Source organism: Streptomyces sp. NPDC002779, assembly GCF_042888685.1.
Taxonomy (GTDB): Bacteria; Actinomycetota; Actinomycetes; order Streptomycetales; family Streptomycetaceae; genus Streptomyces.
This window is the reverse complement of sequence record NZ_JBIAQC010000009.1, coordinates 59,713-83,368: the sequence shown is the minus strand read 5'-3', so window position 1 is coordinate 83,368 and position 23,656 is coordinate 59,713. Positions and strand designations below refer to the sequence as shown.

The 23,656-nt window shown below is 72.5% G+C and carries 22 protein-coding genes and 5 tRNA genes; 18 read left to right on the top strand and 9 right to left on the bottom strand.

Annotated features, from left to right (window positions below):
• Positions 1-78: 78 nt before the first annotated feature.
• Positions 79-750: a lysophospholipid acyltransferase family protein gene (locus tag ACFYW5_RS24975; protein WP_389419297.1), complete on the bottom strand. Its 672-nt coding sequence runs from the start codon at positions 748-750 to the stop codon at positions 79-81.
• Positions 751-1,118: 368 nt separating this feature from the next.
• On the opposite strand from ACFYW5_RS24975, the gene ACFYW5_RS24970 reads away from it, so the two are divergent.
• The 3 genes from ACFYW5_RS24970 (at position 1,119) to ACFYW5_RS24960 (ending at position 3,418) form a co-directional block, all read left to right on the top strand.
• On the top strand, positions 1,119-2,285 hold the full coding sequence (locus tag ACFYW5_RS24970; protein ID WP_389419296.1) for a glycerophosphodiester phosphodiesterase: 1,167 nt from the start codon (positions 1,119-1,121) through the stop codon (positions 2,283-2,285).
• A 74-nt stretch (positions 2,286-2,359) separates the two neighbouring features.
• Positions 2,360-2,875: a sigma-70 family RNA polymerase sigma factor gene (locus ACFYW5_RS24965; RefSeq protein WP_389419295.1), complete on the top strand. Its 516-nt coding sequence runs from the start codon at positions 2,360-2,362 to the stop codon at positions 2,873-2,875.
• Between the two features lie 45 nt (positions 2,876-2,920).
• Positions 2,921-3,418: a GNAT family N-acetyltransferase gene (locus ACFYW5_RS24960; RefSeq protein WP_389419524.1), complete on the top strand. Its 498-nt coding sequence runs from the start codon at positions 2,921-2,923 to the stop codon at positions 3,416-3,418.
• A 69-nt stretch (positions 3,419-3,487) separates the two neighbouring features.
• Here ACFYW5_RS24960 and ACFYW5_RS24955 read toward each other — a convergent pair whose 3' ends face one another.
• Together ACFYW5_RS24955 and ACFYW5_RS24950 are read right to left on the bottom strand one after the other, a co-directional pair.
• Positions 3,488-3,910, bottom strand: coding sequence for a hypothetical protein (locus ACFYW5_RS24955; protein ID WP_389419294.1), 423 nt, complete (start codon positions 3,908-3,910; stop codon positions 3,488-3,490).
• A 1-nt stretch (position 3,911) separates the two neighbouring features.
• The gene (locus ACFYW5_RS24950) at positions 3,912-4,271 is read right to left on the bottom strand and encodes a hypothetical protein (protein ID WP_389419293.1); all 360 of its coding nucleotides are present in this window, start codon (positions 4,269-4,271) and stop codon (positions 3,912-3,914) included.
• Between the two features lie 69 nt (positions 4,272-4,340).
• Here ACFYW5_RS24950 and ACFYW5_RS24945 point away from each other — a divergent pair, with 69 nt between their 5' ends.
• The 9 genes from ACFYW5_RS24945 (at position 4,341) to ACFYW5_RS24905 (ending at position 16,446) form a co-directional block, all read left to right on the top strand.
• Entirely contained in the window at positions 4,341-4,991 is a 651-nt protein-coding gene (locus ACFYW5_RS24945; RefSeq protein ID WP_389419292.1) for an HAD family hydrolase, read from the top strand.
• Between the two features lie 319 nt (positions 4,992-5,310).
• Entirely contained in the window at positions 5,311-6,345 is a 1,035-nt protein-coding gene (locus ACFYW5_RS24940; protein ID WP_389419291.1) for a methionine ABC transporter ATP-binding protein, read from the top strand.
• Entirely contained in the window at positions 6,342-7,067 is a 726-nt protein-coding gene (locus ACFYW5_RS24935) for a methionine ABC transporter permease (protein WP_250078125.1), read from the top strand. The genes ACFYW5_RS24940 and ACFYW5_RS24935 overlap by 4 nt, the downstream gene beginning before the upstream one ends.
• A gap of 54 nt (positions 7,068-7,121) precedes the next feature.
• Positions 7,122-7,952 carry a MetQ/NlpA family ABC transporter substrate-binding protein gene (locus ACFYW5_RS24930; protein ID WP_389419290.1) on the top strand — a complete coding sequence of 277 codons (831 nt, stop codon included), beginning with the start codon at positions 7,122-7,124 and terminating at the stop codon, positions 7,950-7,952.
• A gap of 140 nt (positions 7,953-8,092) precedes the next feature.
• A complete protein-coding gene (locus tag ACFYW5_RS24925; protein WP_389419289.1) occupies positions 8,093-8,731 on the top strand; it encodes a GNAT family N-acetyltransferase in 639 nt (212 codons plus the stop codon).
• Between the two features lie 68 nt (positions 8,732-8,799).
• A complete protein-coding gene (cbiE, locus tag ACFYW5_RS24920; RefSeq protein ID WP_389419288.1) occupies positions 8,800-10,011 on the top strand; it encodes a precorrin-6y C5,15-methyltransferase (decarboxylating) subunit CbiE in 1,212 nt (403 codons plus the stop codon).
• A 366-nt stretch (positions 10,012-10,377) separates the two neighbouring features.
• On the top strand, positions 10,378-14,148 hold the full coding sequence (cobT, locus tag ACFYW5_RS24915) for a nicotinate-nucleotide--dimethylbenzimidazole phosphoribosyltransferase (RefSeq protein ID WP_389419287.1): 3,771 nt from the start codon (positions 10,378-10,380) through the stop codon (positions 14,146-14,148).
• Positions 14,149-14,330: 182 nt separating this feature from the next.
• Complete coding sequence (cobA, locus tag ACFYW5_RS24910) at positions 14,331-15,563, top strand: uroporphyrinogen-III C-methyltransferase (protein ID WP_389419286.1); 1,233 nt, start codon at positions 14,331-14,333, stop codon at positions 15,561-15,563.
• A gap of 64 nt (positions 15,564-15,627) precedes the next feature.
• Positions 15,628-16,446: a TrmH family RNA methyltransferase gene (locus ACFYW5_RS24905; protein WP_389419285.1), complete on the top strand. Its 819-nt coding sequence runs from the start codon at positions 15,628-15,630 to the stop codon at positions 16,444-16,446.
• On the opposite strand, the gene ACFYW5_RS24900 is transcribed toward ACFYW5_RS24905, so the two are convergent.
• Positions 16,447-17,838 carry a protein kinase gene (locus ACFYW5_RS24900; RefSeq protein ID WP_389419284.1) on the bottom strand — a complete coding sequence of 464 codons (1,392 nt, stop codon included), beginning with the start codon at positions 17,836-17,838 and terminating at the stop codon, positions 16,447-16,449.
• A 195-nt stretch (positions 17,839-18,033) separates the two neighbouring features.
• Between ACFYW5_RS24900 and ACFYW5_RS24895 the strand changes: the two genes are divergently transcribed.
• From ACFYW5_RS24895 to ACFYW5_RS24880, 4 genes are all read left to right on the top strand, one after another.
• Positions 18,034-18,309 carry a hypothetical protein gene (locus ACFYW5_RS24895; protein ID WP_389419283.1) on the top strand — a complete coding sequence of 92 codons (276 nt, stop codon included), beginning with the start codon at positions 18,034-18,036 and terminating at the stop codon, positions 18,307-18,309.
• Between the two features lie 195 nt (positions 18,310-18,504).
• Entirely contained in the window at positions 18,505-18,684 is a 180-nt protein-coding gene (locus ACFYW5_RS24890; protein WP_389419282.1) for a hypothetical protein, read from the top strand.
• Positions 18,685-19,631: 947 nt separating this feature from the next.
• Positions 19,632-20,579, top strand: coding sequence for a phosphotransferase family protein (locus tag ACFYW5_RS24885; protein ID WP_389419281.1), 948 nt, complete (start codon positions 19,632-19,634; stop codon positions 20,577-20,579).
• An 80-nt stretch (positions 20,580-20,659) separates the two neighbouring features.
• Positions 20,660-20,950 (top strand): zf-TFIIB domain-containing protein, encoded by a 291-nt coding sequence (locus ACFYW5_RS24880; RefSeq protein WP_389419280.1) that lies wholly within the window; start codon positions 20,660-20,662, stop codon positions 20,948-20,950.
• A gap of 75 nt (positions 20,951-21,025) precedes the next feature.
• Here the strand turns inward: ACFYW5_RS24880 and ACFYW5_RS24875 are convergent.
• From ACFYW5_RS24875 to ACFYW5_RS24855, 5 genes are all read right to left on the bottom strand, one after another.
• Positions 21,026-21,097 (bottom strand) — tRNA-Val (locus ACFYW5_RS24875).
• Positions 21,098-21,131: 34 nt separating this feature from the next.
• Positions 21,132-21,203 (bottom strand) — tRNA-Val (locus ACFYW5_RS24870).
• 26 nt (positions 21,204-21,229) lie between these two features.
• Positions 21,230-21,301 (bottom strand) — tRNA-Val (locus tag ACFYW5_RS24865).
• 1 nt (position 21,302) lies between these two features.
• A tRNA-Cys gene (locus ACFYW5_RS24860) sits at positions 21,303-21,376 on the bottom strand.
• Positions 21,377-21,416: 40 nt separating this feature from the next.
• Positions 21,417-21,489 (bottom strand) — tRNA-Gly (locus ACFYW5_RS24855).
• A gap of 189 nt (positions 21,490-21,678) precedes the next feature.
• Between ACFYW5_RS24855 and ACFYW5_RS24850 the strand changes: the two genes are divergently transcribed.
• Positions 21,679-22,803: a chorismate-binding protein gene (locus ACFYW5_RS24850; RefSeq protein WP_389419279.1), complete on the top strand. Its 1,125-nt coding sequence runs from the start codon at positions 21,679-21,681 to the stop codon at positions 22,801-22,803.
• Positions 22,800-23,621, top strand: a complete 822-nt coding sequence (locus ACFYW5_RS24845; protein ID WP_389419278.1) for an aminotransferase class IV — start codon at positions 22,800-22,802, stop codon at positions 23,619-23,621. Before ACFYW5_RS24850 ends, ACFYW5_RS24845 begins: the two co-directional genes overlap by 4 nt.
• Positions 23,622-23,656 lie beyond the last annotated feature (35 nt).

Sequence of the window (23,656 nt, the reverse complement as noted above, 5' to 3'; positions counted from 1 at the left end):
CCCCGCCCGGCGAGAAGCCGGAGGAACGCGAACGGCGGGCCGCTCGGGGAGCGGCCCGCCGGGACGGGGGGAATTCGGCTACGCCGCCTTGGCCTTGGTGGCGTACATGTCCACGTACTCCTGGCCGGACAGTCGCATGACCTCGGTCATCACCGAGTCGGTGACCGCGCGCAGGACGTAGCGGTCGCGGTCCATGCCGTCGTAGCGGGAGAACTCCATCGCCTCGCCGAAGCGCACCGTCACCTTGCTGGGGCGAGGCATCCCCGCACCCCCGGGCTGGATCTTGTCCGTGCCGATCATCGCGAACGGCACCACCGGCGCCCCGGTCATCAGGGTCAGCCGCGCGATACCGGTCCGCCCGCGGTAGAGGCGGCCGTCGGGCGAGCGGGTGCCCTCGGGGTAGATGCCGAAGAGCTTGCCCTCCTCCAGCACCCGGCGTCCGGTCATCAGCGCCGCGACACCGCCCCGGCCGCCATCCCGGTCGACCGGGATCATGCCGACGCCGGTGAAGAACCAGGCCATCAGCCGGCCCTTGAACCCCTTGCCGGTGACGTACTCGTCCTTGCCGATGAAGAAGACCTGCCGGTCGCAGACGAGCGGCAGGATCATCGAGTCGATGAACGTGAGGTGGTTGCCGGCCAGGATGACCGGACCGTCGCCCGGGATGTGCTCCGCGCCCTCCACCTGTGGGCGGAACATCAGGCGCATGATCGGTCCGAGCACTGCCTTGATGAGCGCGAAGCGGGACAACGGGCCCTCCGGTGTCAAGGGGTCGATATAAATCTGTGCAGGTGAGGACGATACTCGCGGTCCCCGGGGTGGCGCACATCGGGTTCACGGAGGTCTTACGCACTGTTGACGCAGGTTTACCTGCGGTGCTGTGCCGTCGCCCGCCGGAAACCCGCGCGGAACGGTGTGACCGACATCGCGCCGACCCGGGTGAGGGGGTACGCCTGACGACTACCCTGGAAGCCGCGCCCGATGCCGACGGCTCGTCAGAACTCCGTCCCCACACGACATCCCGAGTCACCCGCGTGTTCGATCAGGGGTCTCCCGCCGGTCATGGGAGGCAACCTACGATCGGCCCGCACTGAAGAGCCGAGGGCTGGAGGGCGCTCATGGGAACGCAGGAGTCGGACGAGCAGGTGCGCGGAACCGGGCGCCGGGCGCTGCTGGGCGCCGCGGTGCTGGGGGCGGGCGGAGCGGTCCTCGGACTGTCCGGTACGGCCCGGGCCGCGGGCGCCGGACACGGAGGCGGCGGGGTGAAGAGCCTGCCCAAGCCCACGATCATCGGCCACCGCGGCGCCAGCGGTTACCGGCCCGAGCACACCCTGGGCGCCTACCAGCTGGCCCTGGACATGGGCGCCCACGTCGTCGAGGCCGGCGACCTGGTGCCCACCAAGGACGGCCATCTGGTCTGCCGCCACGAGCCGGAGATCGGCGGCACCACCGACGTCGCCGACCACCCCGAGTTCGCCGGCCGCAAGACCACCAAGCTGCTCGACGGGGTCGCCACCACCGGCTGGTTCACCGAGGACTTCACGCTCGCCGAGCTCAAGACGCTCCGCGCGATCGAGCGCATCCCGGCCACCCGCCCGCACAACACCCTCTACAACGGCCGCTGGGAGATCCCCACCTTCGAAGAGGTGCTCCGCTGGCAGGAGGAGCAGACCCGCAAGCGCGGCAAGCAGGTCTGGATCTACCCCGAGCTCAAGCACCCCACCTACTTCCGCACGCTGGGCCTCGGCCTGGAGGAGCGGATCGCGAAGGTGCTGCGCAAGTACGGCAAGCACAAGTGGAACTCGCCGGTCATCGTCCAGTCGTTCGAGCCGACCAGCATCCAGCGCCTGCACAAGCTCATCGACAACCCGCTGGTGGTGCTGCTGTCCGGCGCGAGCACGCGGCCGTACGACTTCGTGGACAGCGGCGACCCGCGGACCGTCGCCGACCTGATCAAGCCGGCCGGGCTGCGCGAGATCGCCTCCTACGCCCAGGGCATCGGCCCGACCCTCGACCTGATCATCCCGAGGGACGGAAGCGGCCGGCTCACCACCCCCACCACCCTGGTCGCCGACGCGCACAAGGTGGGCCTGGTCCTGCACCCCTGGACGCTGCGCAACGAGAACCCGTTCCTGCCGGCGGACTTCCGCAAGGGCACGGACCCGGACGCCTACGGCGATGTCTTCGGCGCGTACCGGGCGTACTTCGCCACCGGCATCGACGGTGTCTTCACGGATCACCCGGACACCGGTCTGCTGGCCCGCGAGGACTTCGTCAACGGCTGAGCCCCACGCCCCGGTTGGGGTGACACGCGGCCGCCCGGGCAACCCGCTGCCCGGGCGGCCGCGTCGTGCCGCATATGACATACGACTTTGTTGCCGACGTTCTCGCCCTGCGTCCCCTGCTCACCGCAGAGGCCTCCGCCGAGGCGCACGCCTCCGGCACCGAACCCGGCGACCTGGAGCAGGCGGTCTGGCTCCGCCTCCTGGAGCTCCTCGACGCCCAGGGTCCGCCGCCCGACCCCGAGCGCTGGCTGCGCTCCGCCGTGCGCTCCGAGGTCCGCCGCACCCGCCGCACCCACCGCCTCGAACGGCCGTACGGCGCCGAACCCGCGGACGAGTCCGGCCGCGACCCCGAGCAACTGGCCCTCAGCTCCGCCCGCCACCAGGCCCTGCGCGACGCCGTCCGCCGGCTGCCCGGCCGCTGCCCCGGCCTGGTGGAGGCGCTGCTCTCGCCGAGGGACCTGACATACCGGGAGATCGCGGGGGAGTTGGGTATCTCACAGGGCAGTCTTGGCCCGGAACGTTCCAGATGCCTGGGTTGTCTGCGGCGAATGCTGACGCCGGAGGTTGCGGCTTCCGGAGCACGGGGATAGGAGTGAGGGACAACAGGTGATCAGGTGAGCGGGAGGCGTGCGCACATGGGCATGAGCGTGACCATCTCTGCGGCGACCGAGCAGGACGCGGAGCAGATCTACAAGCTGCAGTACCTGTGCTTCCAGAGCGAGGCGGCGCTGTACGGCAACTACCGCATCGACCCGCTCGTCCAGACGCTGGACTCGGTGCGTGAGGAGGTCGTCCGGGACTGCGTCTTCGTGGCCCGTCTCGGCGACGAGGTGGTCGGTTCGGTCCGCGGCTCGGTCACCGAGGACGGCGCCGCCGCCATCGGCAAGCTCTGCGTCCACCCCCGCCTCCAGGGCCACGGCATCGGTGCCCGTCTCCTCCGGGCGGCCGAATCCGCCCTCGCCGAGGAGCGCGGCGCCAAGCGCTTCCGCCTGCACACCGGCCACCGCAGCGAAACCAGCCTCCGCCTCTACCGCAAGGTCGGCTACACCGCGGTCGGCACCTCCAAGGGCACGGACGGCGTACCGATGATCATCCTGGAGAAGGCGGTCGGCGACTACGCGGCCACGGCCTGACGAACGCGCCTCGAAGGGGCGCGGGGAACTGCGCGACCAGCCACGACCGGCCGGGTGTCGCCCGACGACTCAGGCGGCATCCCCCGGCCGCGCGGCCTTGCGCAGCCAGTAGATCGCCGACAGCGGCAGCAGCACCGGGATGAACAGGTAGCCCATCCCGTAGTCCGACCACACCGTCGCGTCCGGGAACCTCGACGGCTCGACCAGCGTCCAGGTGCCGACCACCAGCACGCCCAGCAACTCCGCGGCGCAGCACACCAGCGCCGCCTTGCGGGCCATCTCCCCGCCCCGGACCAGCGTGTACGTGATGAAGCCGTACACCAGCCCCGCCACCGCCGACAGCGAGTAGGCGAGCGGGGCCCGGTCGAACTCCGTGGCGATCTGCACCGCCGACCGCGACACCGCGCCGACCACCATCACGCCGTACAGCCAGACGAGCAGCATGCCGGGCCCGCTGATGAGCCGGGTGCGCTTTCCCTCCACGGCCGTCATCTCAGCCTCCCCAGATGTCGTAGAGCCGGACCTGGAGCACCGCGAGCACCACGCCCCCGGCCGCGACCGTGATCGACCCCCACTTGGTCCGCTCGGCCAGCGACAGGAACCCCGCGGCCGGCACGCACGCGAACGAGCCCAGCAGATAGGCGACGAAGATCGTCGTCCCCTGCTCGGGGTCCTCGCCGCGCGCCAGCAGCACGATCCCGACCACCAGCTGGACCAGCGCCAGCAGGGTCACCACGGCCATGCCGATGAAGTGCCAGTCCTTCGTCGGCTGGTCGCGGTACGCGGCGAAGCCGCACCACGCGGCGAGCAGCAGGGCGAAGACGCCGGTCACGAGCGTCAGGGCAGCAAGCATGCAGCGACCCTATTACGGGCCAAAAGGCCTGGTGCGGGCGGCCCCGGGTGGCACCGTAGGGTCGAGGGCATGCACATCCACGCCGAAGCCCTGCTGTTCGACAACGACGGCACCCTCGTCTCCTCGCTCGCCTCGGTCGACCGCTGCTGGACGCGGTGGGCGGGGGAGTACGGAATCACCGCCGAGGAGTTCGCCCGTATCGAACTGCACGGCCGGCCGGCCGCCGAGATAGCCGCCGACCTGCTGCCCGCAGGCATCGTGCCGCAGGCCGTGGCCCGGATCGAGACGCTGGAGGTGGAGGACGTGCCCGACGGGGGAGTCGAGCTGCTGCCCGGCACCCGCGCCTTCCTCGACTCACTGCCAGCCGACCGCTGGGCGGTCGTCACCTCCGCCACCCGCCGGCTCGCCGAGGCCCGTCTGGACGCCGTCGGCATCCTGCCCAAGACCCTGATCGCCGCGGACGACATCACCCGTGGCAAGCCCGACCCCGAGCCCTATCTGCTCGCCGCCCGCCGGCTGGGCGTCGACCCGGCCCGCTGCGTCGTCTTCGAGGACGCGCCCGCCGGTCTGCAGGCCGGCCGTGCCGCCGGGATGACCACCGTGGCCTTGGCCACAACCCACCAGGCCCACGAGCTGGACGCAGACCTGGTGGTCACCGACCTCTCGGTCCTGTCCGCGCTGGTCACCGCCCGGGGCGTGGAGATCTCCGTCCGGGGCTGACGCCTGTCCACCGCTGTCCGGATGCCGGACAGCGGTTCTCGCTCACCGCTCCATGTCTGCTTTACTGATCGCATGACCACGACGAGCTGCCGCACCCTTGCGACCGAGGCGACCATGACGCCCGGTGCTCGTTGTATGTGTCGAATGTGCGCCTTCTAGAGGGCCCCCGCACCACTTTTCGAGCCTCGCGCCCCGAAGCGAGCCGCCACGGCCTGTCCGTACGCCTCCAGCCGTACGTGACCCAGCTGCCCCGCGCACCTTTTCCCTCCCGTACCAGGGCACACCCACGCCCGCGTACTCGACAGTGACGGAAACCCCAGTGATCACCACATCGGGCCTGACCAAGGTCTACCGCACCCGAGGTCGAGAGGTCACCGCCCTCGACGGCGTCGACCTGCACGTCCGCGAAGGCGAGGTGTACGGCGTCATCGGCCAGTCCGGCGCCGGGAAGTCCTCGCTCATCCGCTGCGTCAACCTCCTGGAGCGCCCCACCGCCGGCACGGTCACCGTCGCCGGCCAGGACCTCACCGCGCTCGCCGGGCGCGGCCCGCGCGCCGGCCGGGAGCTGCGGCAGGCGCGCAGCCGTATCGGCATGGTCTTCCAGCACTTCAACCTGCTGTCCTCGCGGACCGTGCGGGACAATGTCGAACTGCCGCTGGAGATTCTCGGCAGGTCCGGCAAGGAGCGCACCCGCAAGGCGCTCGAACTGCTCGACCTGGTCGGCCTCGCCGACAAGGCCGGGGCCTACCCCGCCCAGCTCTCCGGCGGTCAGAAGCAGCGCGTCGGCATCGCCCGGGCGCTCGCCGGCGACCCCAAGGTGCTGCTCTCCGACGAGGCCACCAGCGCCCTCGACCCGGAGACCACCCGCTCCATCCTCCAGCTGCTGCGCGACCTGAACCGCCAACTGGGGCTCACGGTCCTGCTCATCACCCATGAGATGGACGTCGTGAAGTCGGTCTGCGACTCCGCCGCGCTCATGGAGAACGGCCGCATCGTCGAGTCCGGCACCGTCAGCGAACTGCTCGCCACCCCCGGCTCCGAACTGGCCTCCGCGCTGTTCCCGGTGACCGGCGACGCCACCGGCACCGACCGCACCGTCGTCGACGTCACCTTCCACGGCGAGGCCGCCACCCAGCCCGTCATCTCCCAGCTGGCGCGCACCTACAACGTCGACATATCGATCCTCGGCGCGGCCATCGACACCGTCGGCGGCCTCCAGGTCGGCCGGATGCGCATCGAGCTGCCCGGCCGGTACGAGGACAACGTCGTGCCGATCGGCTTCCTGCGCGAGCAGGGCCTGCAGATCGACGTACTGGGCCAGGAGCCCGTTCTGCTGAAGGAAGGTGCCAAGTGACCTGGTCCGAGATGCAGCCGCTGCTGGAGCAGGCGTGCTGGGACACCCTCTACATGGTCGGCTGGTCCACGCTCATCGCCGTCGTCGGCGGCCTTCCGCTCGGCGTCCTGCTCGTCCTCACCGACCGCGGCGGCCTGCTCCAGAACGTCGTCGCCAACAAGGTCATCGGGCAGGTCGTGAACGTCGCCCGCTCGATGCCGTTCATCATCCTGATGGTCGCGCTGATGGGCTTCACCCGCTCCATCACCGGCACGACCATCGGCCGCGAGGCCGCCATCGTGCCGCTCGCCATCGGCGCCATCCCCTTCTTCGCGCGCCTGGTCGAGACGGCGGTCCGCGAAGTGGACGGCGGGCTCGTCGAGGCCGTGCAGTCGATGGGCGGCAACACCTGGACGATCGTGCGCAAGGTCCTCGTACCGGAGTCCCTGCCCTCGCTGATCGCCTCCACCACGACCACGATCGTCGCCCTCATCGGCTACTCCGCGATGGCCGGCACGGTCGGCGCCGGCGGCCTCGGCGACATCGCCATCCGCTACGGCTACCAGCGCTTCGAGACCGAACTGATGTGGATCACCGTGGCCATCCTCGCCGTGGTCATCTCCCTCATCCAGTTCGCCGGCGACTACGCGGCCCGCTCGCTGCACCGCCGCAGCGGCACCTCGGGCCCCGCCCCCAGGCTTCGGCTGCTGAAGGCCGCGACGGCCACCAGCAAGACCGTCTGAAACCCCCCGTACAACCCATCACGGGGTCGCACCACCTCAGGAAAGGCACTTTTCGTGCGTAACACCGCCAAGTTCACCACCGCCGCCCTCGCCGCCGGAGCCCTCACCCTCGGGCTCACCGCCTGCGGCTCCTCCGACGGCGACTCCTCCTCCGACACCAGCGGACCGCTGGTCGTCGCCGCGAGCCCCGTCCCGCACGCCGAGATCCTCACCTACGTGAAGGACAACCTGGCGAAGGACGCGGGCCTGGACCTGGAGGTCCGGGAGTTCACCGACTACGTCACGCCGAACACGGCGACGGAGGACGGCTCGGTCGACGCCAACTACTTCCAGAACCAGCCGTACCTCGACGACTTCAACAAGAAGAACGGCACCCACATCGTGCCCGTCGTCACGGTCCATCTGGAGCCGCTCGGCCTCTACTCCAGCAAGGTCAAGAGCGCCGACGACCTCAAGAGCGGTGCCACGATCGCCGTCCCGAACGACAGCGTCAACGAGGCCCGGGCCCTCAAGCTGCTCGACGCCAACGGCATCATCACGCTCAAGGACGGCGTGGGCAACGAGGCGACCCCGGCCGACATCGTCAAGAACCCCAAGAACCTCAAGTTCAAGGAGCTGGAGGCGGCCCAGACCCCGCGCTCCCTCAACGACGTCGACGCCGCCGTCATCAACGGCAACTACGCCATCGAGGCCGACCTCAAGCCCGCCGAGGACGCCCTCGTCCTGGAGTCCGCCGACGACAACCCGTACGGCAACTTCCTCGCCGTGAAGGAGGGCGGCGAGGACGACCCGCGCGTGAAGAAGCTCGCCAAGCTCCTGACCTCCCCCGAGGTCAAGAAGTTCATCGAGGACAAGTACGCCGGTTCCGTCATCGCCTCCTTCTGACCGCAGCCGTCCGGCGACGCGCCGCAGCACGGGGTCCGCCCTCACCGAACAGGGCGGACCCCGTGGTGCGGCCCGGTGCTTTCATGCTGCATGCTGGGCAGTTCAGCAGGCCGACGGTTTCGAAGGTTACGGAGCGGCGCATGACGAGCACCTTCCCCAACATCTCCATCAGCACGGAGCGGTTGGTGCTGCGTCCCCTGGACGAGGACGACGTGCCCGCCCTGACCGAGATGATGAACGACGAGCAGGTCGCCGCCTGGACGGACGTCCCGCGGCCCTTCACCCGGGCCGGCGCGCACACCTGGATCACCGAGTACGCCCCCGCCCAGCGCACCGGGGGCCACGGTCTCGACCTCGCCGTCACCGAGTTCCTCACCCAGCGCCTGGTCGGCCTCGTCCAACTCGGCAGGACCGACTGGCACATCCGCTCCACCGAGCTGTCGTACATCATCGCCCCCTGGGCCCGCGGCGAGGGCTACGCCTCCGAGGCCGCCCTCGCCACCGCCCAATGGCTCTTCGGTGACCAGAAGTTCGAGCGCATCGAGCTGCGCACGGCCGCCGGCAACACCGCCTCCCAGCAGGTCGCCCAGAAGATCGGCTGCATCAGCGAGGGCGTCCTGCGCAACGCCTGCATAGCGCACGTCCGCGGCGACGACGGCACCTGGAGCGACCTGCGCACCGACTTCATCGTCTGGAGCCTGCTGCCGGAGGACCTGGAAGGCGCGGCGGAGCAGCCGGCCGACTCCGGCGGGTTCACGTCCTACTCCGACTGGAACTGACCCCGGCCGGACGGGATACCCTCAGGCTGCCCCGTCCACCTGCGCAAAACCCCTGGAGACTGACGACGATGGCCGACCGGGTCACGGTGATCGGATGGGACGGCTCGCCGCTGACCGCCGCGGCACGCTCCGCCCTCGGAGCCGCCACGCTGGTGGCCGGTGCCGCGCACCACCTGGCGCTGCCCGAGGTGCCCGCCACCGCCGAGCGCATCCGCCTCGGCAGCGTCGCCCTCGCCGCCCGCCGGATCGCCGGCCATCGCGGCACGGCGGTCGTCGTCGCGGACGGCGATCCCGGCTTCTTCGGAGTCGTACGCACCCTGCGCGCGCCCGAGTTCGGCCTGGAGGTCGAGGTCGTGCCCGGCGTCTCCTCGGTCGCCGCCGCCTTCGCCCGCGCCGGTATGCCCTGGGACGACGCCCATGTGGTCGTCGCACACCCGCGCACCCTGCGACGCGCGGTGAACGTGTGCCGGGCCCACCCCAAGGTCGCCGTTCTCACCTCGCCCGGCGCGGGCCCCGCCGAACTCGGCCTCCTGCTCGAAGGCGTCCACCGCACCTTCGTCATCTGCGAGGAACTCGGCACCGCACGCGAACAGGTCACCGTCGTCACCTCCGACAAGGCCGCAGACCACACCTGGCGCGACCCCAACGTCGTCATCGTCATCGGCGGCCCGGCCGGCGCCGCGGAGGACGGCGGCTGGATCGCCGGCCGCGACCCGTCCGCCACCCCGCGCGGCTGGACCCTGCCCGCCGAGACCTACGGCGGCCTCATGGGCGAGGGCGAGCTGGAACCGCTGCGCGCCGCCCAACTCGCCCGGCTCGGACCGCGCATGGGGGACCTGGTGTGGGACATCGGCTGCGGCAGCGGCGCGTTCGCCACCGAGGCCGCACGGGCCGGGGCGGCCGTCATCGCCGTCGACCACGACCCACGGGCCTGCGACCGCACCGAGGCCAACGCCCGCGCCCTCGGCGTCCAGCTCCAGGTGGTCCAGGGCACCGCGCCGCACGTCCTGGAGAACCTGCCCGAACCGGATGTCGTACGCGTCGGCGGCGGGGGAGCGGCGGTCGTCTCCGCGGTCGCCGACCGACGCCCGCAGCGCATCGTCACGCACGCAGCCACCCGCGACGAGGCCGAGATCGTCGGCCGCGACCTGACCGAGCACGGCTACCGGGTGGAGTGCGCCCTGCTCCAGTCCGTCGAACTCGACACCCGGGCCTGGACGGAGCGGGAGCGGAGTGTCGCGTTCCTGCTCAGCGGCCTGCTGCCGGACAGAACGGGCTGACCCCGATCCCGTCCCCGTGATCCTGTTGTCGTACCGCGCGCGGTAGGCTGGCCGATCGTTGCACCGCACTCGGACACCTGACGCTTCGTAGGTCAATGTCCCGAAAACACGCCCGGTTTGGGGTGGGTGTGGTACGGCACAACCGGAGGACGCGCAACGTGGCGCAGTCCACAGCGGGATCGTCGCGGATGAAGCTGTCGTGACGGGGGAACGGCCGCGACAATGCCAGTTAATGGCTTTGTCGTCTTTGTGGACGGGTCGTTCGTGCCGCTGGGCGCGCACGCTCGTTCTTCACTACGGGGCGGTCGGTGCGCCGCTCCGGGTGAGCTGGTCGTGGAAGCACTAACCGATGGGCGAGGGGTACGCATGACCGACACCGGCCAGGTCCCGGGCGAGGGACTGCCGGAGAACGCAGGCATGGTGGAGCAGCCGGGCGTCCCCGCGCCCGGTGCGTACACCTACCTCTCCGAGACCACCGCCGAGGACGACGACCTGTTGCTGCTGCCCGGTGCCCAGGGCGCCTGGGGCAACGAGGTCGCTCCGCCCGCGCCGGAGCCGGTCGTGGAGGCCCTGCACGAACCCGGTGCGCACGAGATGTCCGGCCGCGACAGCGGCTCGGTGGACCTCAGTGCGGTCCGGGTGCCGGGTCCGGCGCCGGTGCCTCCGACGACCCCGCGGCGCCCGCTGCACCTCGGCCCGCCGACCCCGGACGCCTCCGCCAGCCCGGTCCGCTCCCTCGCCGACCGCGGCGCGGTGGGCGCGCCGCCGGTACGGCAGCCGGGGCCGTCCATGGCGGGCCCGTCCATGGCAAGTCCGTCCATGGCAGGTCCGGAGTACCTCGACATCCCGGGCCCCCAGCCGGCGACGCCCTGGGGCACCCCGATGCCCGTGCCCGCCGCCGCGCCGGTGAGCACCGAGGTCTCGGCTGCGGAAACGGTTGTTCCGGCGCCCGCCCCGGCTCCCGACCCGGCCCAGGCGGCCATGGCCCACGTTGCCCCGGAGACGGTGCCCGCGCCGGAGGAGGCCCAGCAGCAGATGCCGGCGGCACCGGTGGCGGAGGCGTTCTCCGTGCCCGTGGCGGAGGACGGCTCGGTCGGCGGTTTCGAGGGTGTGCAGGCCGGGGAGCCGGTCGCGGACGCGGTGCCGGTGGCAGAGCCTGAGATCGCGCCTGCGGATGGGCAGTCCGTCGAGGCTGTGCAGGCGCCGGGCGACGAGGTGGCGGCGCCGGAGGTCGCGGCTCCCGAAGCGGGGGTCGCGGAGCAGCTTCCGGTAGAGGCGGTTGCCCAGGAGGCTCCGGCGACTGTCGAGTCGGTCGTACCGGACGCGCCGGAGGCTGCCGAGGTCCCCGAGCCGGTCGTTGAGGACGCGCCGCAGACTCCCGAGGCCCCGGAGTCCGTCGTACCGGACGCGCCGCGGACTCCCGAGGCCCCGGAGTCCCCGCAGGCTGCCGAGGTCGCGGACTCCGTCGCTGCGGATGCCCCGCAGGCCACCGAGCTGCCGGAGTCGGTCGTACCGGACGCGCCGGAGGCTGCCGAGTCGGTCGTATCGACCGCGCCGCAAGCCCCCGAGGTCCCGGAGTCCGTCGTACCGGACGCCCCGCAGGCCACCGAGCTGCCCGAGTCGGTCGTGCCGGGCACCCCGCAAGCCCTCCAGGCCCCGGAGTCCGTCGTACCGGATGCCCCGCGGACCGCCGAGGCCCCGGAGTCCGTCGTACCGGATGCCCCGCAGACCGCCGAGGCCCCCGAGTCCGTCGTACCCGACGCCCCGCAAGCGCACGAGGCCCCCGCGGCCCTCACCCCCGAGCCGGTCGCGGCCGTGGCCGAGGTGCCGCCCGCCCCGGAGGCCCCGCAGGCGGCACCCGTACCCGCCCCGGAGACCCCCGAGGCCCCCGCCGCCTTCGTGGACGCCCCCGCGGAGCCCTTGGTGGACACCCCCGCCGAGCCCGCCGCGCCCGTCGCAGCAGAGGCCCCGGCCGTCATCCCCGAGCCCACCCCGCACCCCGAGCCTGCCGCGGTCGAAGCGCACCCCGACGCCACCCCCGCCGAACCCCACCCCGTCCCCCCGCTCGCCGAGGCGCCGCAGGCACCCGCACCCGCCCCGCAGCCCTACGTCGCCGACCCGGCCGGGCCCCAGCTGCGGATGCCGGAGGCCGCCGTGCCGAGAGAGCCCGGGCCGGAGCAGCCGCTCGGGCAGTTCGTGCCGGTGGACGGCCAGGTGCCGACCACCCCGCACCTCGCGCCGACCCCGCCGCAGCCGATCGTCCTCCCCGTCGAGGAGGCCCCCGAGGTCCCCGCACCGCGCGCGGGCGACCCCGGACTCGTACAGCACGCGGAGGACCTGGACACCCGGGCCGCCGAGCAGGAAGAGAGCACGGCCCCCGTGGCAGAAGCACGACAGTCCACCGGCCCGGCCGCGCCCGCCTACGACGACGCCGAGCGCGAGGCCGTACTGAAGGTCATGCGCGAGCGCCGTGACATCCGCAACGGCTTCCGCAGCGACCCCATCCCGCACGAGGTGCTGCTCCGCGTGCTGGAGGCCGCCCACACGGCCCCGTCCGTCGGCCACTCGCAGCCCTGGGACTTCGTCGTCATCCGCTCCGCCGAGACCCGGCGGTCGATGCACGAACTGGCGATGCGCCAGCGCGACGCGTACGCGAAGTCGCTGCCCAAGGGCCGGGCGAAGCAGTTCAAGGAACTGAAGATCGAGGCCATCCTCGACACCCCGGTGAACATCGTGGTCACCGCCGACCCGACCCGCGGCGGCCGGCACACCCTGGGCCGCCACACCCAGCCGCAGATGGCCCCGTACTCCTCCGCGCTCGCCGTCGAGAACCTCTGGCTCGCCGCCCGCGCCGAGGGCCTCGGCGTCGGCTGGGTCAGCTTCTTCGACGAGCGCGAGATGGTCCGCGCCCTCGGCCTGCCCGACCACCTGGAGGTCGTCGCCTACCTGTGCGTCGGGTATGTCGACGAGTTCCCGGACGAGCCCGAGCTGATGCAGGCCGGCTGGTCCAAGCGCCGCCCGCTGTCCTGGGTGGTCCACGAGGAGACGTACGGCCGTCGCGCCCTGCCCGGCGAGGACCCGCACGACCTGCTCGCCGAGACCGTCGCGCAGATCCGCCCGCTGGACGCCAAGGCGCTCGGCGAGGCGTGGGAGCGGCAGAAGCGGATGACCAAGCCGGCCGGCGCGCTCGGCATGCTGGAGATCATCTCCGCCCAGCTGTCCGGGCTGTCCCGCCAGTGCCCGCCGCCGATCCCGGAGCCCGCGGCCGTCGCGATCTTCGCCGGCGACCACGGGGTGCACGCCCAGGGCGTGACCCCCTGGCCGCAGGAGGTGACGGCCCAGATGGTCGCCAACTTCCTCGGCGGCGGCGCGGTCTGCAACGCCTTCGCCGGCCAGGTCGGCGCGGAGGTGTGCGTGGTGGACGTGGGCGTGGCGGCGGACCTGCCCGCCACCCCCGGCCTCCTGCCCCGCAAGGTCCGCGCGGGCACCTCCGACATGACCACCGGCACCGCGATGACCCGCGAGGAGGCCAAGCAGGCCATCGAGGTGGGCATCGAGACGGCCCGCGACCTGGTGGCGGCCGGCAACAAGGCGCTGCTGACGGGCGAGATGGGCATCGCCAACACCACCTCCTCGGCGGCCCTGATCTCGGTCTTCACCGGCGCCGACCCGGCCGAGGTGACCGGCCGCGGCACCGGCATCAACGACGAGACCCTCGCCCGCAAGACCGAGGTGGTCCGCCGGGCCCTCGAACTCCACCGGCCGGACCCGGCCGACCCCATCGGCGTCCTCGCCGCGATCGGCGGCTTCGAGCACGCCGCGATGGTGGGCCTGCTGCTGGGCGGCGCGTCCCTGCGGACGCCGGTGATCCTGGACGGCGTCAGCGCGGGCGCCGCGGCCCTGGTCGCCCGTGCCATCGCCCCGGAGGTCCTGGCCGCGTGCATCGCGGGCCACCGCAGCGCGGAACCGGGCCATGTGGCGGCGCTGAACAAGCTGGGCCTGCGCCCGCTGGTCGACCTCGACCTCCGCCTCGGCGAGGGCACGGGCGCGCTCCTGGCGCTGCCTCTGGTGCAGAGTACGGCGAGAGCGATGCACGAGGTGGCGACGTTCGACTCGGCGGGCGTCACCGAGAAGTAGGCGGCCGGCGCACGGCGTGGGCAGTCGTTCCGCACGGCGGAGCGACTGCCCACATCCCCGACTGCCCCACCCGGCGGTGACGCTGCTCAGCCATCGGACACCCGAGCCGTCCCCCGCACCCGCCCCGTAAAATCCGCACGTCAGGGCATCGCACCACTGCCGCAAAAGGGAGCCAGACCCTCATGGCCGAAAACCCCGCCTACCCCGTAGGCCTCCGCCTCACCGGCCGCCGGGTCGTCGTCCTCGGCGGTGGCCAGGTCGCCCAGCGCCGCCTCCCGGCACTCATCGCGGCGGGCGCGGACCTCCACCTCGTCTCCCCGGAGGTGACCCCCTCCGTCGAGGCCATGGCGGAGGCGGGCGAGCTCACCTGGCACCAGCGGCCCTACGCGGACGGCGACCTCGCGGACGCCTGGTACGCCCTCATCGCGACCAGCGATACCGAGGCCAACCACGCGGCCTCCGCCGAAGCGGAGCGGCACCGCGTCTGGTGCGTCCGCTCCGACGACGCCGACCGGGCCACGGCCTGGACCCCGGCCACGGGCACCAGCGAGGGCGTCACCATCGCCGTCCTCACCACCGAGGCCCGCGGCCGCGACCCCCGGCACACCGCCGCCATCCGGGACGCGGTCGTCGAGGGCCTGCGCGACGGCACCCTCGTCGCCCCCCACCACCGCACCCGCACCCCGGGCGTCGCCCTGGTCGGCGGCGGCCCCGGCGACCCGGACCTGATCACCGTCCGCGGCCGCCGGCTGCTCGCCGAGGCCGACGTGGTCATCACCGACCACCTGGGCCCGCGCGACCTCCTCGCGGAACTGCCGTCCAGCGTCGAGGTCATCGACGCGGCCAAGCTGCCGTACGGCCGGTTCATGGCCCAGGAGGCCATCAACAACGCCCTGATCGAGCACGCCAAGCAGGGCAAGTCGGTGGTCCGCCTCAAGGGCGGCGACCCCTACGTCTACGGCCGCGGCATGGAGGAGCTCCAGGCGCTGGCCGAGGCCGGCATCCCGTGCACGGTCGTGCCCGGCATCTCCAGCTCGATCTCGGTCCCGGGCGCCGCGGGCATCCCGGTCACCCACCGGGGCGTGGCGCACGAGTTCACGGTGGTCAGCGGCCACATCGCCCCCGACGACGAGCGCTCCCTGGTCGACTGGCCGTCCCTCGCCAAGCTGACCGGCACGCTGGTGATCCTGATGGGCGTCGGCACCATCGGGAAGGTCGCCGAGACGCTCATCGCGCACGGCAAGTCCCCGGACACGCCCGTCGCCCTGGTCCAGGAGGGCACCACGGCCGCCCAGCGTCGCGTCGACGCGACCCTCGCGACGGCCGCCGAAGCGGTCATCGCCCAGGAGGTCCGGCCACCGGCCGTCATCGTCATCGGCGAGGTCGTGAAGGTCGGCCCGGCGACCTTGCCGTAACCCGAGGTAACTCACCGACTCCCGAGCCGTTGGCACCGCACGCACGACAAGGCAGTATCACCCTGTGGCCGATCTCATCACCGTCGAGGACCCCGCCGACCCGCGCCTGCGCGACTACACGGGCCTGACCGACGTAGAACTGCGCCGCAAGCGCGAGCCCGCCGAGGGCCTGTTCATCGCCGAGGGCGAGAAGGTCATCAGAAGGGCCAAGGACGCCGGCTACGAGATGCGCTCCATGCTGCTGTCCGCGAAGTGGGTCGACGTCATGCGGGATGTGATCGACGAACTCCCGGCCCCCGTCTACGCGGTCAGCCCCGAGCTGGCCGAACAGGTCACCGGCTACCACGTGCACCGCGGCGCGCTCGCCTCCATGCAGCGCAAGCCGCTCCCCACGGCGGCCGAGCTGCTGGGGACCGCCCGCCGGGTGGTGATCATGGAGTCGGTCAACGACCACACCAACATCGGCGCGATCTTCCGCTCGGCGGCGGCCCTCGGCATGGACGCGGTCCTGCTCTCCCCGGACTGCGCGGACCCGCTGTACCGGCGCAGCGTGAAGGTGTCGATGGGCGCCGTCTTCTCGGTGCCGTACGCCCGTCTGGAGAGCTGGCCCAAGGGCCTGGAGTCGGTCCGCGAGGCCGGGTTCACCCTTCTCGCCCTCACGCCGGACGAGAAGGCCAGGTCCCTCGACGAGGCCGCCCCGCACCGGATGGACCGGGTCGCCCTGATGCTCGGCGCCGAGGGCGACGGCCTGTCCCGCCAGGCCCTGGTCGCCGCGGACGAGTGGGTCCGCATCCCCATGGCCCACGGCGTGGACTCCCTCAACGTGGGCGCGGCGGCCGCGGTCGCCTTCTACGCGGTGGCGACCGGCCGCCCCGAAGCGTGACTAGTCCGACGCCTCGAACGTCGACTCGTACCGCTGCGACATGAGCGCCCCGTCCGACGGCTGGTGACCCGGCGCGGGCGAGGCCGACCGCTCCTGCCGTACGACGTCCCGCTGGCCGCCCAGTCCCCGGCTCGGGCCCTGGCAGCCCTGGGCGGCGGCGATGCCGAGCGCGACCAGCAAGGTCACCACGACGAACACGATCAGCCGCTGGCGCAGCAGCTGCGGGTTGGCGGGCCGGCGGCCCGTGCCCGTGGTCCGCGGAGCCGTACGCCGGGTTCCGCTGCGCGGGCCGGGCCGGCTGCCGCTGCCCGTCCGTCCGGTGTTCCGCGAGGTGGGCGTGGGCCGCGGCCCCGACCGGCCGGACGAGGAGGGCGCCGGACCACCGCGCGCGGCGCCGCCCCGGGAGGGAGCGGTACCGCGGGAGCCGGGACCGGTGGCGCGCGGCGTGGGAGTCGTCCCCTGCGGGCGCCGCTGAGCACGGTCCGGGTAGCTCTCCGTGAGCCGTCCGGTCGGCCGGTCCCCGTCCCCGGCGCGGGGCGCGGGCGGACGCAGCTCGGCGACGCCCTGCGCCTCGCGGGCCGCGATCTCCTTGAGCCGCAGCGACAGCTGGAGCGTGGTCGGCCGCTCCTCGGGCGCCTTGGCGAGACAGGCCCGCACCAGCGGCGCCAGCGCGTCGGGCACGCCGTGGAGCTGCGGCTCCTCGTGCACCACGCGGTAGAGCATCACCTCGGAACTGCCGTGCCCGAAGGGCGAGTCGCCCATCGAGGCGTACGCCAGGGTCGCGCCGAGCGAGAACACGTCCGTGGCCGGGGTGACGGCGGCGCCGCGCACCTGCTCGGGCGCGAGGAAGCCGGGCGAGCCCACCGCCGTGCCCACGTGGGTCAGCGTCGAGGCCCCCGTGGCCCAGGCGATGCCGAAGTCGATGATCCGCGGTCCCTTGGGGGACAGCAGGATGTTGGACGGCTTGAGATCCCGGTGGACGACCCCGGCCTCGTGCACCGCGACCAGCCCCTCCGACAGGGCCGCCCCGATCGCGGCGACCTCGGCCGCGATCAGCGAGCCCTCGTCGGCGACCTTGTCGTGCAGGGACGGCCCGGGAACGTACTGCGTGGCGAACCACGGCCGGTCGGCGTCGAGATCGGCGGCGACGAGCCGCGCGGTGCAGCCGCCCCGGATCCGCCGGGCGGCGGACACCTCGCGCGCGAACCGCGACCGGAACTCCTGGTCCTCGGCCAGATCGGGCCGGATGACCTTCAGCGCGACCCGCTGCCCCTTCTTGTCGGAGCCCAGGTAGACCACGCCCATCCCACCCGCGCCCAGCCGCCTGTGAAGCCTGAACGAGCCGACGACGCGCGGGTCCTCGCGCCTCAGGCGCATCATCGCCATGTTCATCCCCGCTGCCCGGTCCTGTGACGAGCCACAGCTTACGTTTCCCCGGCCGCCCGCGCGCAGAGGCCGCGCCCTCTCGGCCCGACGGATTGTCAGTGCCGGGTGGGAGACTTGAGGGGTGGTCAGGGAGCTGGAGAACAGGCCGACTTCGCGTTGCCTGTGATCCCAACCACCCGTCACAGAAGGGGGATTGAACCCGTGAAGGGTGATCGCGTGGAGATAGTGGTGGATGCGGGGGACACGACCCGCACCTATGAGGTGGTGGCGAGCAGGGCGGGCCGCCGGGTGGAGACGGCGGTACGCCGGGGCGTGGTCGAAGTGAGCGAAGTCACCCGCAGCGGGACTGTCGTCCGTACGGCCCGGTTCATGGCGAACCGGGTGCTGGCACTGGTCGAGCAGCCGGTGCCGCGCGAGGACGGCTCGGAGAAAGCAGGGCACACCGGGCGACCCCTCGGGGAAGACCCCGAGACCTAGGACTCCGTCTCCACCCAGGGGAGTACTCAGCGGGTCATGGCTCATCCTCCGGGAGGCCCGGCAATCGGTACGAGGGCATGACGTCCGGCGGGGGCCGCGCCCGTAGATTTGAGGTCAAGCGGCGGGTGCAGCACTCGTCCCCCGAGGTCAGACACCCGCCGCTGTCACGACAACCGAACGGTCAGGAGAGGGACCATGGCCTACACGGCACCGCGGACCCGCACGGCGCTCCGTTCCCGCCGCGACGGCCGTCGCCACCCGCTGGTGGCGACGCTGATGGCCCTTCCTCTGGCGGCCCTGCTGCTCCTCGTCTTCGACGGCTGGGAGACAGTGGCCACACAAGCGTCGTCCGTGGGAGTGATGCTGGGGCGCTGAGCGGCGACCCCAGGCCCGGATGAGCGGTCCGGGCGGGGACATCCACCCATGAAACCCCGTGGGGACGGGGGTGCGGCGGACGGCACAAATGCCGGCGCAGCTGGGGAGCTGCGCCGGCATTACTGTTGCCCATCTCCTTTACCAGACGGCTCTGCGGCTCCCGCGGGTCGGTCCACAGCCGGCCATGCCGACGCAGTTGGGCACCAGCCGTCTCACCGAAGCCGCTCGCGTTGTCGGAGGTCGTGTCGCCGAAGCCGGCCGGAGCCGTCGGCGGCGGTCTCGCTGGAGCCGCGCGAGTCGTGGCCGCCCAGGCGGCGGGCGGATGCCGGCGCAGCCGTGGGCAGTCGTACCGCCCGTGGCGCCGCCCAGCTTCAGGCGGCCGTTCCGACGTAGCCGCTCGCGCTGCTGAAGTCGTGCCGCCTCAGCTGAGGCACCCGCGCTGCGGTCATCGCCCCAGCCGCGGTCAGACGTGTCGCGGGCCTTGCGAAGCTGTGCCGTCGTAGTCGCCCCAGTCGGCGGGCTGCCTCGGCGCCCGTAGCCCTCGGTAACCGTCTCGCCGAGCCGCCTCAGCTCGTCGTAGTCGCCCAGCCGCGGGCAGTTGTGCCGCCCCACCCGCCCGCCCCTGCTGGGCGCCGCCTCGAGCCGCACTAGCTGCGGGCACCCGTGCCACTGGGGCGTCACGGATGGGCGCTGGGGCTTCCTCCGGGGACACCCCGTCCGCGCGATCGAGCGAAACCCACCCCGCCACCCCCACCGCCCTGCACCCACGCTCCCGGCCCCAACTGGCTCCCGGGCTCCACCGACCTGCCCCCACACCCGGCCCGCCGCCAAGCACCCCCCCATACTCGGCCCGCCCGCAAGCACCCGACCCCATCGACCCACCCTCACCAGCCCACCCCCACCCCTGCGTACCCTCACCCCAGACCCACCCCCCCGCAGGGAGCCCCGTGACAGTCACCCGCCTCTTGCCTGACCTGGCCCGTGCCGCCACCGTCACCGCCCACGCACGCCGTTCCACCTGCCCTTGCGGGGTCACCGAAACGCTCGCCGATCGCCCCGATGCCGCCGTCGTCCGGCACGCCGACACCGTCGCCAAGGCCCACCCCCCGAACACCGACCCCGCCGACCTCACCCTCCGCCTCGCCACCGCCGCCGCCCTCCCCGGCACCCTCCTGCCCCCGCTCACCCCCTCCCCGGCGCCCCTCCACGACCGTCTGGTGACCTGCTGGCCGTACGGGACCCCCGTAGATCCGCACGACCCCGACACCGCTCCCTGGGAAGCCGCCGCCACCCTCCTCGCCCAGCTCCACCGCCACCCACCCCTCCCGGGGACCCCGCCCATGCGCGGCCCCGCCAAGGCCGCCCAAGCCATCGAGCGACTCAAGGCCACCGCGCCCGCCGACAGCGAAACCGCCGCCGTCCTCCGCGCCTGGCGCACCCTCCCCACCTGGGCCCGAGCCGAGACCCCGATGCCCGGCGACGCCCCTCGCACCCTCTGCCACGGCGACTTCCACCTCGGCCAGCTCGTCCGGCACCCCGCCCCCCACGGCCCTTGGCGGCTCATAGACGTCGATGACCTCGGCACCGGAACCCCCGCCTGGGACCTCGCCCGCCCCGCCGCCTGGTACGCCTGCGGCCTCCTCGCCCCGGAAGAGTGGACCCGCTTCCTCACCGCCTACCGCGCCGCGGCCGGCCCGGCGGTCCCCCCGCACGGCGACCCCTGGCCCGCCCTCGACCTCGCGGCCCGCGCCCTGACCGTGCAGACCGCCGCGACCGCGACAGCCAAGGCGGCCCACGCCGGCCGTCCCCTCGACGAGATCGAGCAGTCCTTGATCGACGCCTGCGACCGAATCGCGTCCACCCCGCCCGAGTTGACGTACGAATCAGCCAAGTAGGGTGCAACCGACCACAGCCGGACAGAGTCTGTCCTGGCAATACGCGAAGCAGGACCGACCGGCGAGGAGTTGAGCCGACCATGCAGTGTCCGAAGTGTCGTGCCCCCATGCACACCTACAACCGCAACGGCGTCCAGATCGAGCAGTGCAGCGGCTGCCGCGGCATCTTCCTGGACTACGGCGAGCTGGAGGCCCTGACCCGCCTGGAGTCCCAGTGGTCCCAGCCGGCCCCACCCGCGCCCCCCGCCCCGCAGGCGTACCCGGCCGCCCCCGCCCCCGCGGCACCCGCCTGGGGCGCCCCGCAGCACGGCGGCGGTCACTACGGCCACAAGCGCCAGAAGAGCTTCGGCCACATGCTCTTCTCCAGCTGAGGACTGAGCACTGAGCAGCTGAGCGGCAGCACACACGAAGAAGCCCCCGACCACAAGGCCGGGGGCTTCGGTGCGTGCGCGATACTGGGATTGAACCAGTGACCTCTTCCGTGTCAGGGAAGCGCTCTCCCGCTGAGCTAATCGCGCGGGGAACCGTGACCCGGAGATCACGACTGCTGCGTGCGCGATACTGGGATTGAACCAGTGACCTCTTCCGTGTCAGGGAAGCGCTCTCCCGCTGAGCTAATCGCGCGGGTACAGATCTTCGAGAAGATCCAGTGGACGATACTGGGATTGAACCAGTGACCTCTTCCGTGTCAGGGAAGCGCTCTCCCGCTGAGCTAATCGTCCTTGGAGGTGGAGACGGGATTTGAACCCGTGTAGACGGCTTTGCAGGCCGTTGCCTCGCCTCTCGGCCACTCCACCAGGAGTGCGGGGGTTCGGGATGATCCCCCTTGCTCTTCCGAGCGAACGACGAGGTTCGAACTCGCGACCTCAACCTTGGCAAGGTTGCGCTCTACCAACTGAGCTACGTTCGCCTGTCCTTCCGACCCGCTTGCGCGGCCCGGCGACGTGTTGAACTCTAGCGGATTCCTGGGCCAGTACAAAAACGCGTTTGTGCAGCGTGCTGCGCCTCACCCCGGCCCGACCTGGTCCCGGACGTGGTCAGAGCCCCCGCGAGGACATGACCGGGCCACCCCGAAGACACCCGCCATAGACTCGACAGCGTGCTCGACCTCCCTCCCCTGGCCCGATTCGGCGACCGTCTCGCCACCGGCCTCCTCGACGTCACCAGCGACCCCGCGGCCCTGGACTCCACCGGCTTCTGGGCCGTCACCGCGGATTTCGAGGGCCGGCTGACCTGCGCCCGCTTCCGGGACGTCCGGGAGTCGCCCGTGCCCGCCCCGGTGCCCGGCGCCTGGCACGGCCCCGCGGCGGCCGACTGGACCTCCTCCCTCGACCGCGCCGCCTACACCGCGGGCGTGCGCCGCATCCGCGAGCACATAGCGGCCGGCGAGGTCTACCAGGCCAACCTCTGCCGGGTGCTCTCCGCCCCGGTCGCCCCCGACGCCGACGTGGACGCCCTGACCGCCCTGCTGGCCCGCGGCAACCCGGCGCCGTACGCAGGAACGATCCGGCTGCCGGAGCACGGCGTGGAGATCGCCACCGCCTCCCCGGAGCTGTTCCTGCGCCGGGACGGCCGGACCGTGGAGTCCGGGCCGATCAAGGGCACCGGCCGCACCGAGGCGGACCTGCTGGAGAAGGACTACGCCGAGAACGTGATGATCGTGGACCTGGTCCGCAACGACATCGGCCGCGTCTGCGCCACCGGCACGGTCACCGTGCCCGACCTGTGCGCCGTGGAGAAGCACCCGGGCCTGGTCCACCTCGTCTCCACCGTGCGCGGCGAGCTGCGCGCCGGCGCCGGCTGGCCCGAGTTGCTCGCCGCCGCCTTCCCGCCCGGCTCGGTCACCGGCGCCCCCAAGTCCAGCGCGCTGCGGATCATCGCCGCCCTGGAGACGGCACCCCGGGGCCCGTACTGCGGGGGGATCGGGTGGGTCGACGCGGACCGGGGGACCGGCGAGCTCGCGGTCGGCATCCGCACCTTCTGGATCGACCGCGCGCAGGGGGCGCTGCGCTTCGGCACCGGCGCCGGCATCACCTGGGGTTCCGACCCGGAGGGTGAGTGGCGGGAGACCGAACTGAAGGCGTCCCGGCTGCTCGCGGTAGCGTCGGGGGCGTACGAGGTGCACGGCGAGGCACTCACGTACTGTGCTGACCCGGGGAGCGACCCCCGCACCCCCGGCCGGCCCGACGCGCCCGGCACACTCACACGAGGTACTGACCAGTGAAGCTTTGGCTCGACGGCGGGCTCCAGGACATCGAGTCCGCCCGTGTCTCCGTCTTCGACCACGGGCTGACCGTGGGCGACGGCATCTTCGAGACGGTGAAGGCGACGGACGGCAAGACGTTCGCGCTCACCCGGCATCTGCACCGGCTGACCCGCTCCGCGCGCGGACTCGGCCTGCCGGACCCCGACCACGACGAGATCCGCCGCGCCTGTACGGCCGTCCTCGAGGCCAACCCGATGCCGCTCGGCCGGCTCCGCATCACCTACACCGGTGGTCACGGCCCCCTCGGCTCCGACCGCGGCGAGCACGGCCCGACCCTGGTCGTCGCCCTCGGCGAGACCACCCGCCGCCCCGACTCCACGGCCGTGATCACGGTCCCCTGGACCCGCAACGAACGCGGCGCGCTCACCGGCCTGAAGACCACCTCGTACGCCGAGAACGTCGTCGCCCTCGCCCGCGCCCACCAAGAGGGTGGCTCCGAGGCGCTGTTCGCCAACACGGTCGGGCAACTCTGCGAGGGCACCGGGTCCAACGTCTTCGTCGTCCTGGACGGCGAGATCCACACCCCGCCGGTCAGCTCCGGCTGTCTGGCGGGCATCACCCGCGAGCTGGTCGTCCAGTGGACGGGCGCCAAGGAGACCGATCTGCCGCTGGACGTCCTTCAGCGGGCCGACGAGATCTTCCTGACGTCGACGCTGCGGGACGTCCAGGCCGTGCACCGCGTCGACGAGCGCGAACTGCCGGGCGCCCCGGGGCCGGTGACCGCCAAGGCCATGCGGATCTTCGACGAGCGCTCCGGCCAGGACCAAGATCCGTGAACCGGACGAAAAGAAGCTGACGTGGGCCTCCATCG

Excerpts from the sequence above, each read along its gene's own strand:
- ACFYW5_RS24970 (WP_389419296.1), top strand. The coding sequence starts at position 1,119 with ATGGGAACGCAGGAGTCGGACGAGCAGGTGCGCGGAACCGGGCGCCGG.
- ACFYW5_RS24965 (WP_389419295.1), top strand. The coding sequence starts at position 2,360 with ATGACATACGACTTTGTTGCCGACGTTCTCGCCCTGCGTCCCCTGCTC.
- ACFYW5_RS24960 (WP_389419524.1), top strand. The coding sequence starts at position 2,921 with ATGGGCATGAGCGTGACCATCTCTGCGGCGACCGAGCAGGACGCGGAG.
- ACFYW5_RS24955 (WP_389419294.1), bottom strand. The coding sequence starts at position 3,910 with ATGACGGCCGTGGAGGGAAAGCGCACCCGGCTCATCAGCGGGCCCGGC.
- ACFYW5_RS24950 (WP_389419293.1), bottom strand. The coding sequence starts at position 4,271 with ATGCTTGCTGCCCTGACGCTCGTGACCGGCGTCTTCGCCCTGCTGCTC.
- ACFYW5_RS24945 (WP_389419292.1), top strand. The coding sequence starts at position 4,341 with ATGCACATCCACGCCGAAGCCCTGCTGTTCGACAACGACGGCACCCTC.
- ACFYW5_RS24925 (WP_389419289.1), top strand. The coding sequence starts at position 8,093 with ATGACGAGCACCTTCCCCAACATCTCCATCAGCACGGAGCGGTTGGTG.
- cbiE (WP_389419288.1), top strand. The coding sequence starts at position 8,800 with ATGGCCGACCGGGTCACGGTGATCGGATGGGACGGCTCGCCGCTGACC.
- cobT (WP_389419287.1), top strand. The coding sequence starts at position 10,378 with ATGACCGACACCGGCCAGGTCCCGGGCGAGGGACTGCCGGAGAACGCA.
- cobA (WP_389419286.1), top strand. The coding sequence starts at position 14,331 with ATGGCCGAAAACCCCGCCTACCCCGTAGGCCTCCGCCTCACCGGCCGC.
- ACFYW5_RS24900 (WP_389419284.1), bottom strand. The coding sequence starts at position 17,838 with ATGAACATGGCGATGATGCGCCTGAGGCGCGAGGACCCGCGCGTCGTC.
- ACFYW5_RS24890 (WP_389419282.1), top strand. The coding sequence starts at position 18,505 with ATGGCCTACACGGCACCGCGGACCCGCACGGCGCTCCGTTCCCGCCGC.
- ACFYW5_RS24880 (WP_389419280.1), top strand. The coding sequence starts at position 20,660 with ATGCAGTGTCCGAAGTGTCGTGCCCCCATGCACACCTACAACCGCAAC.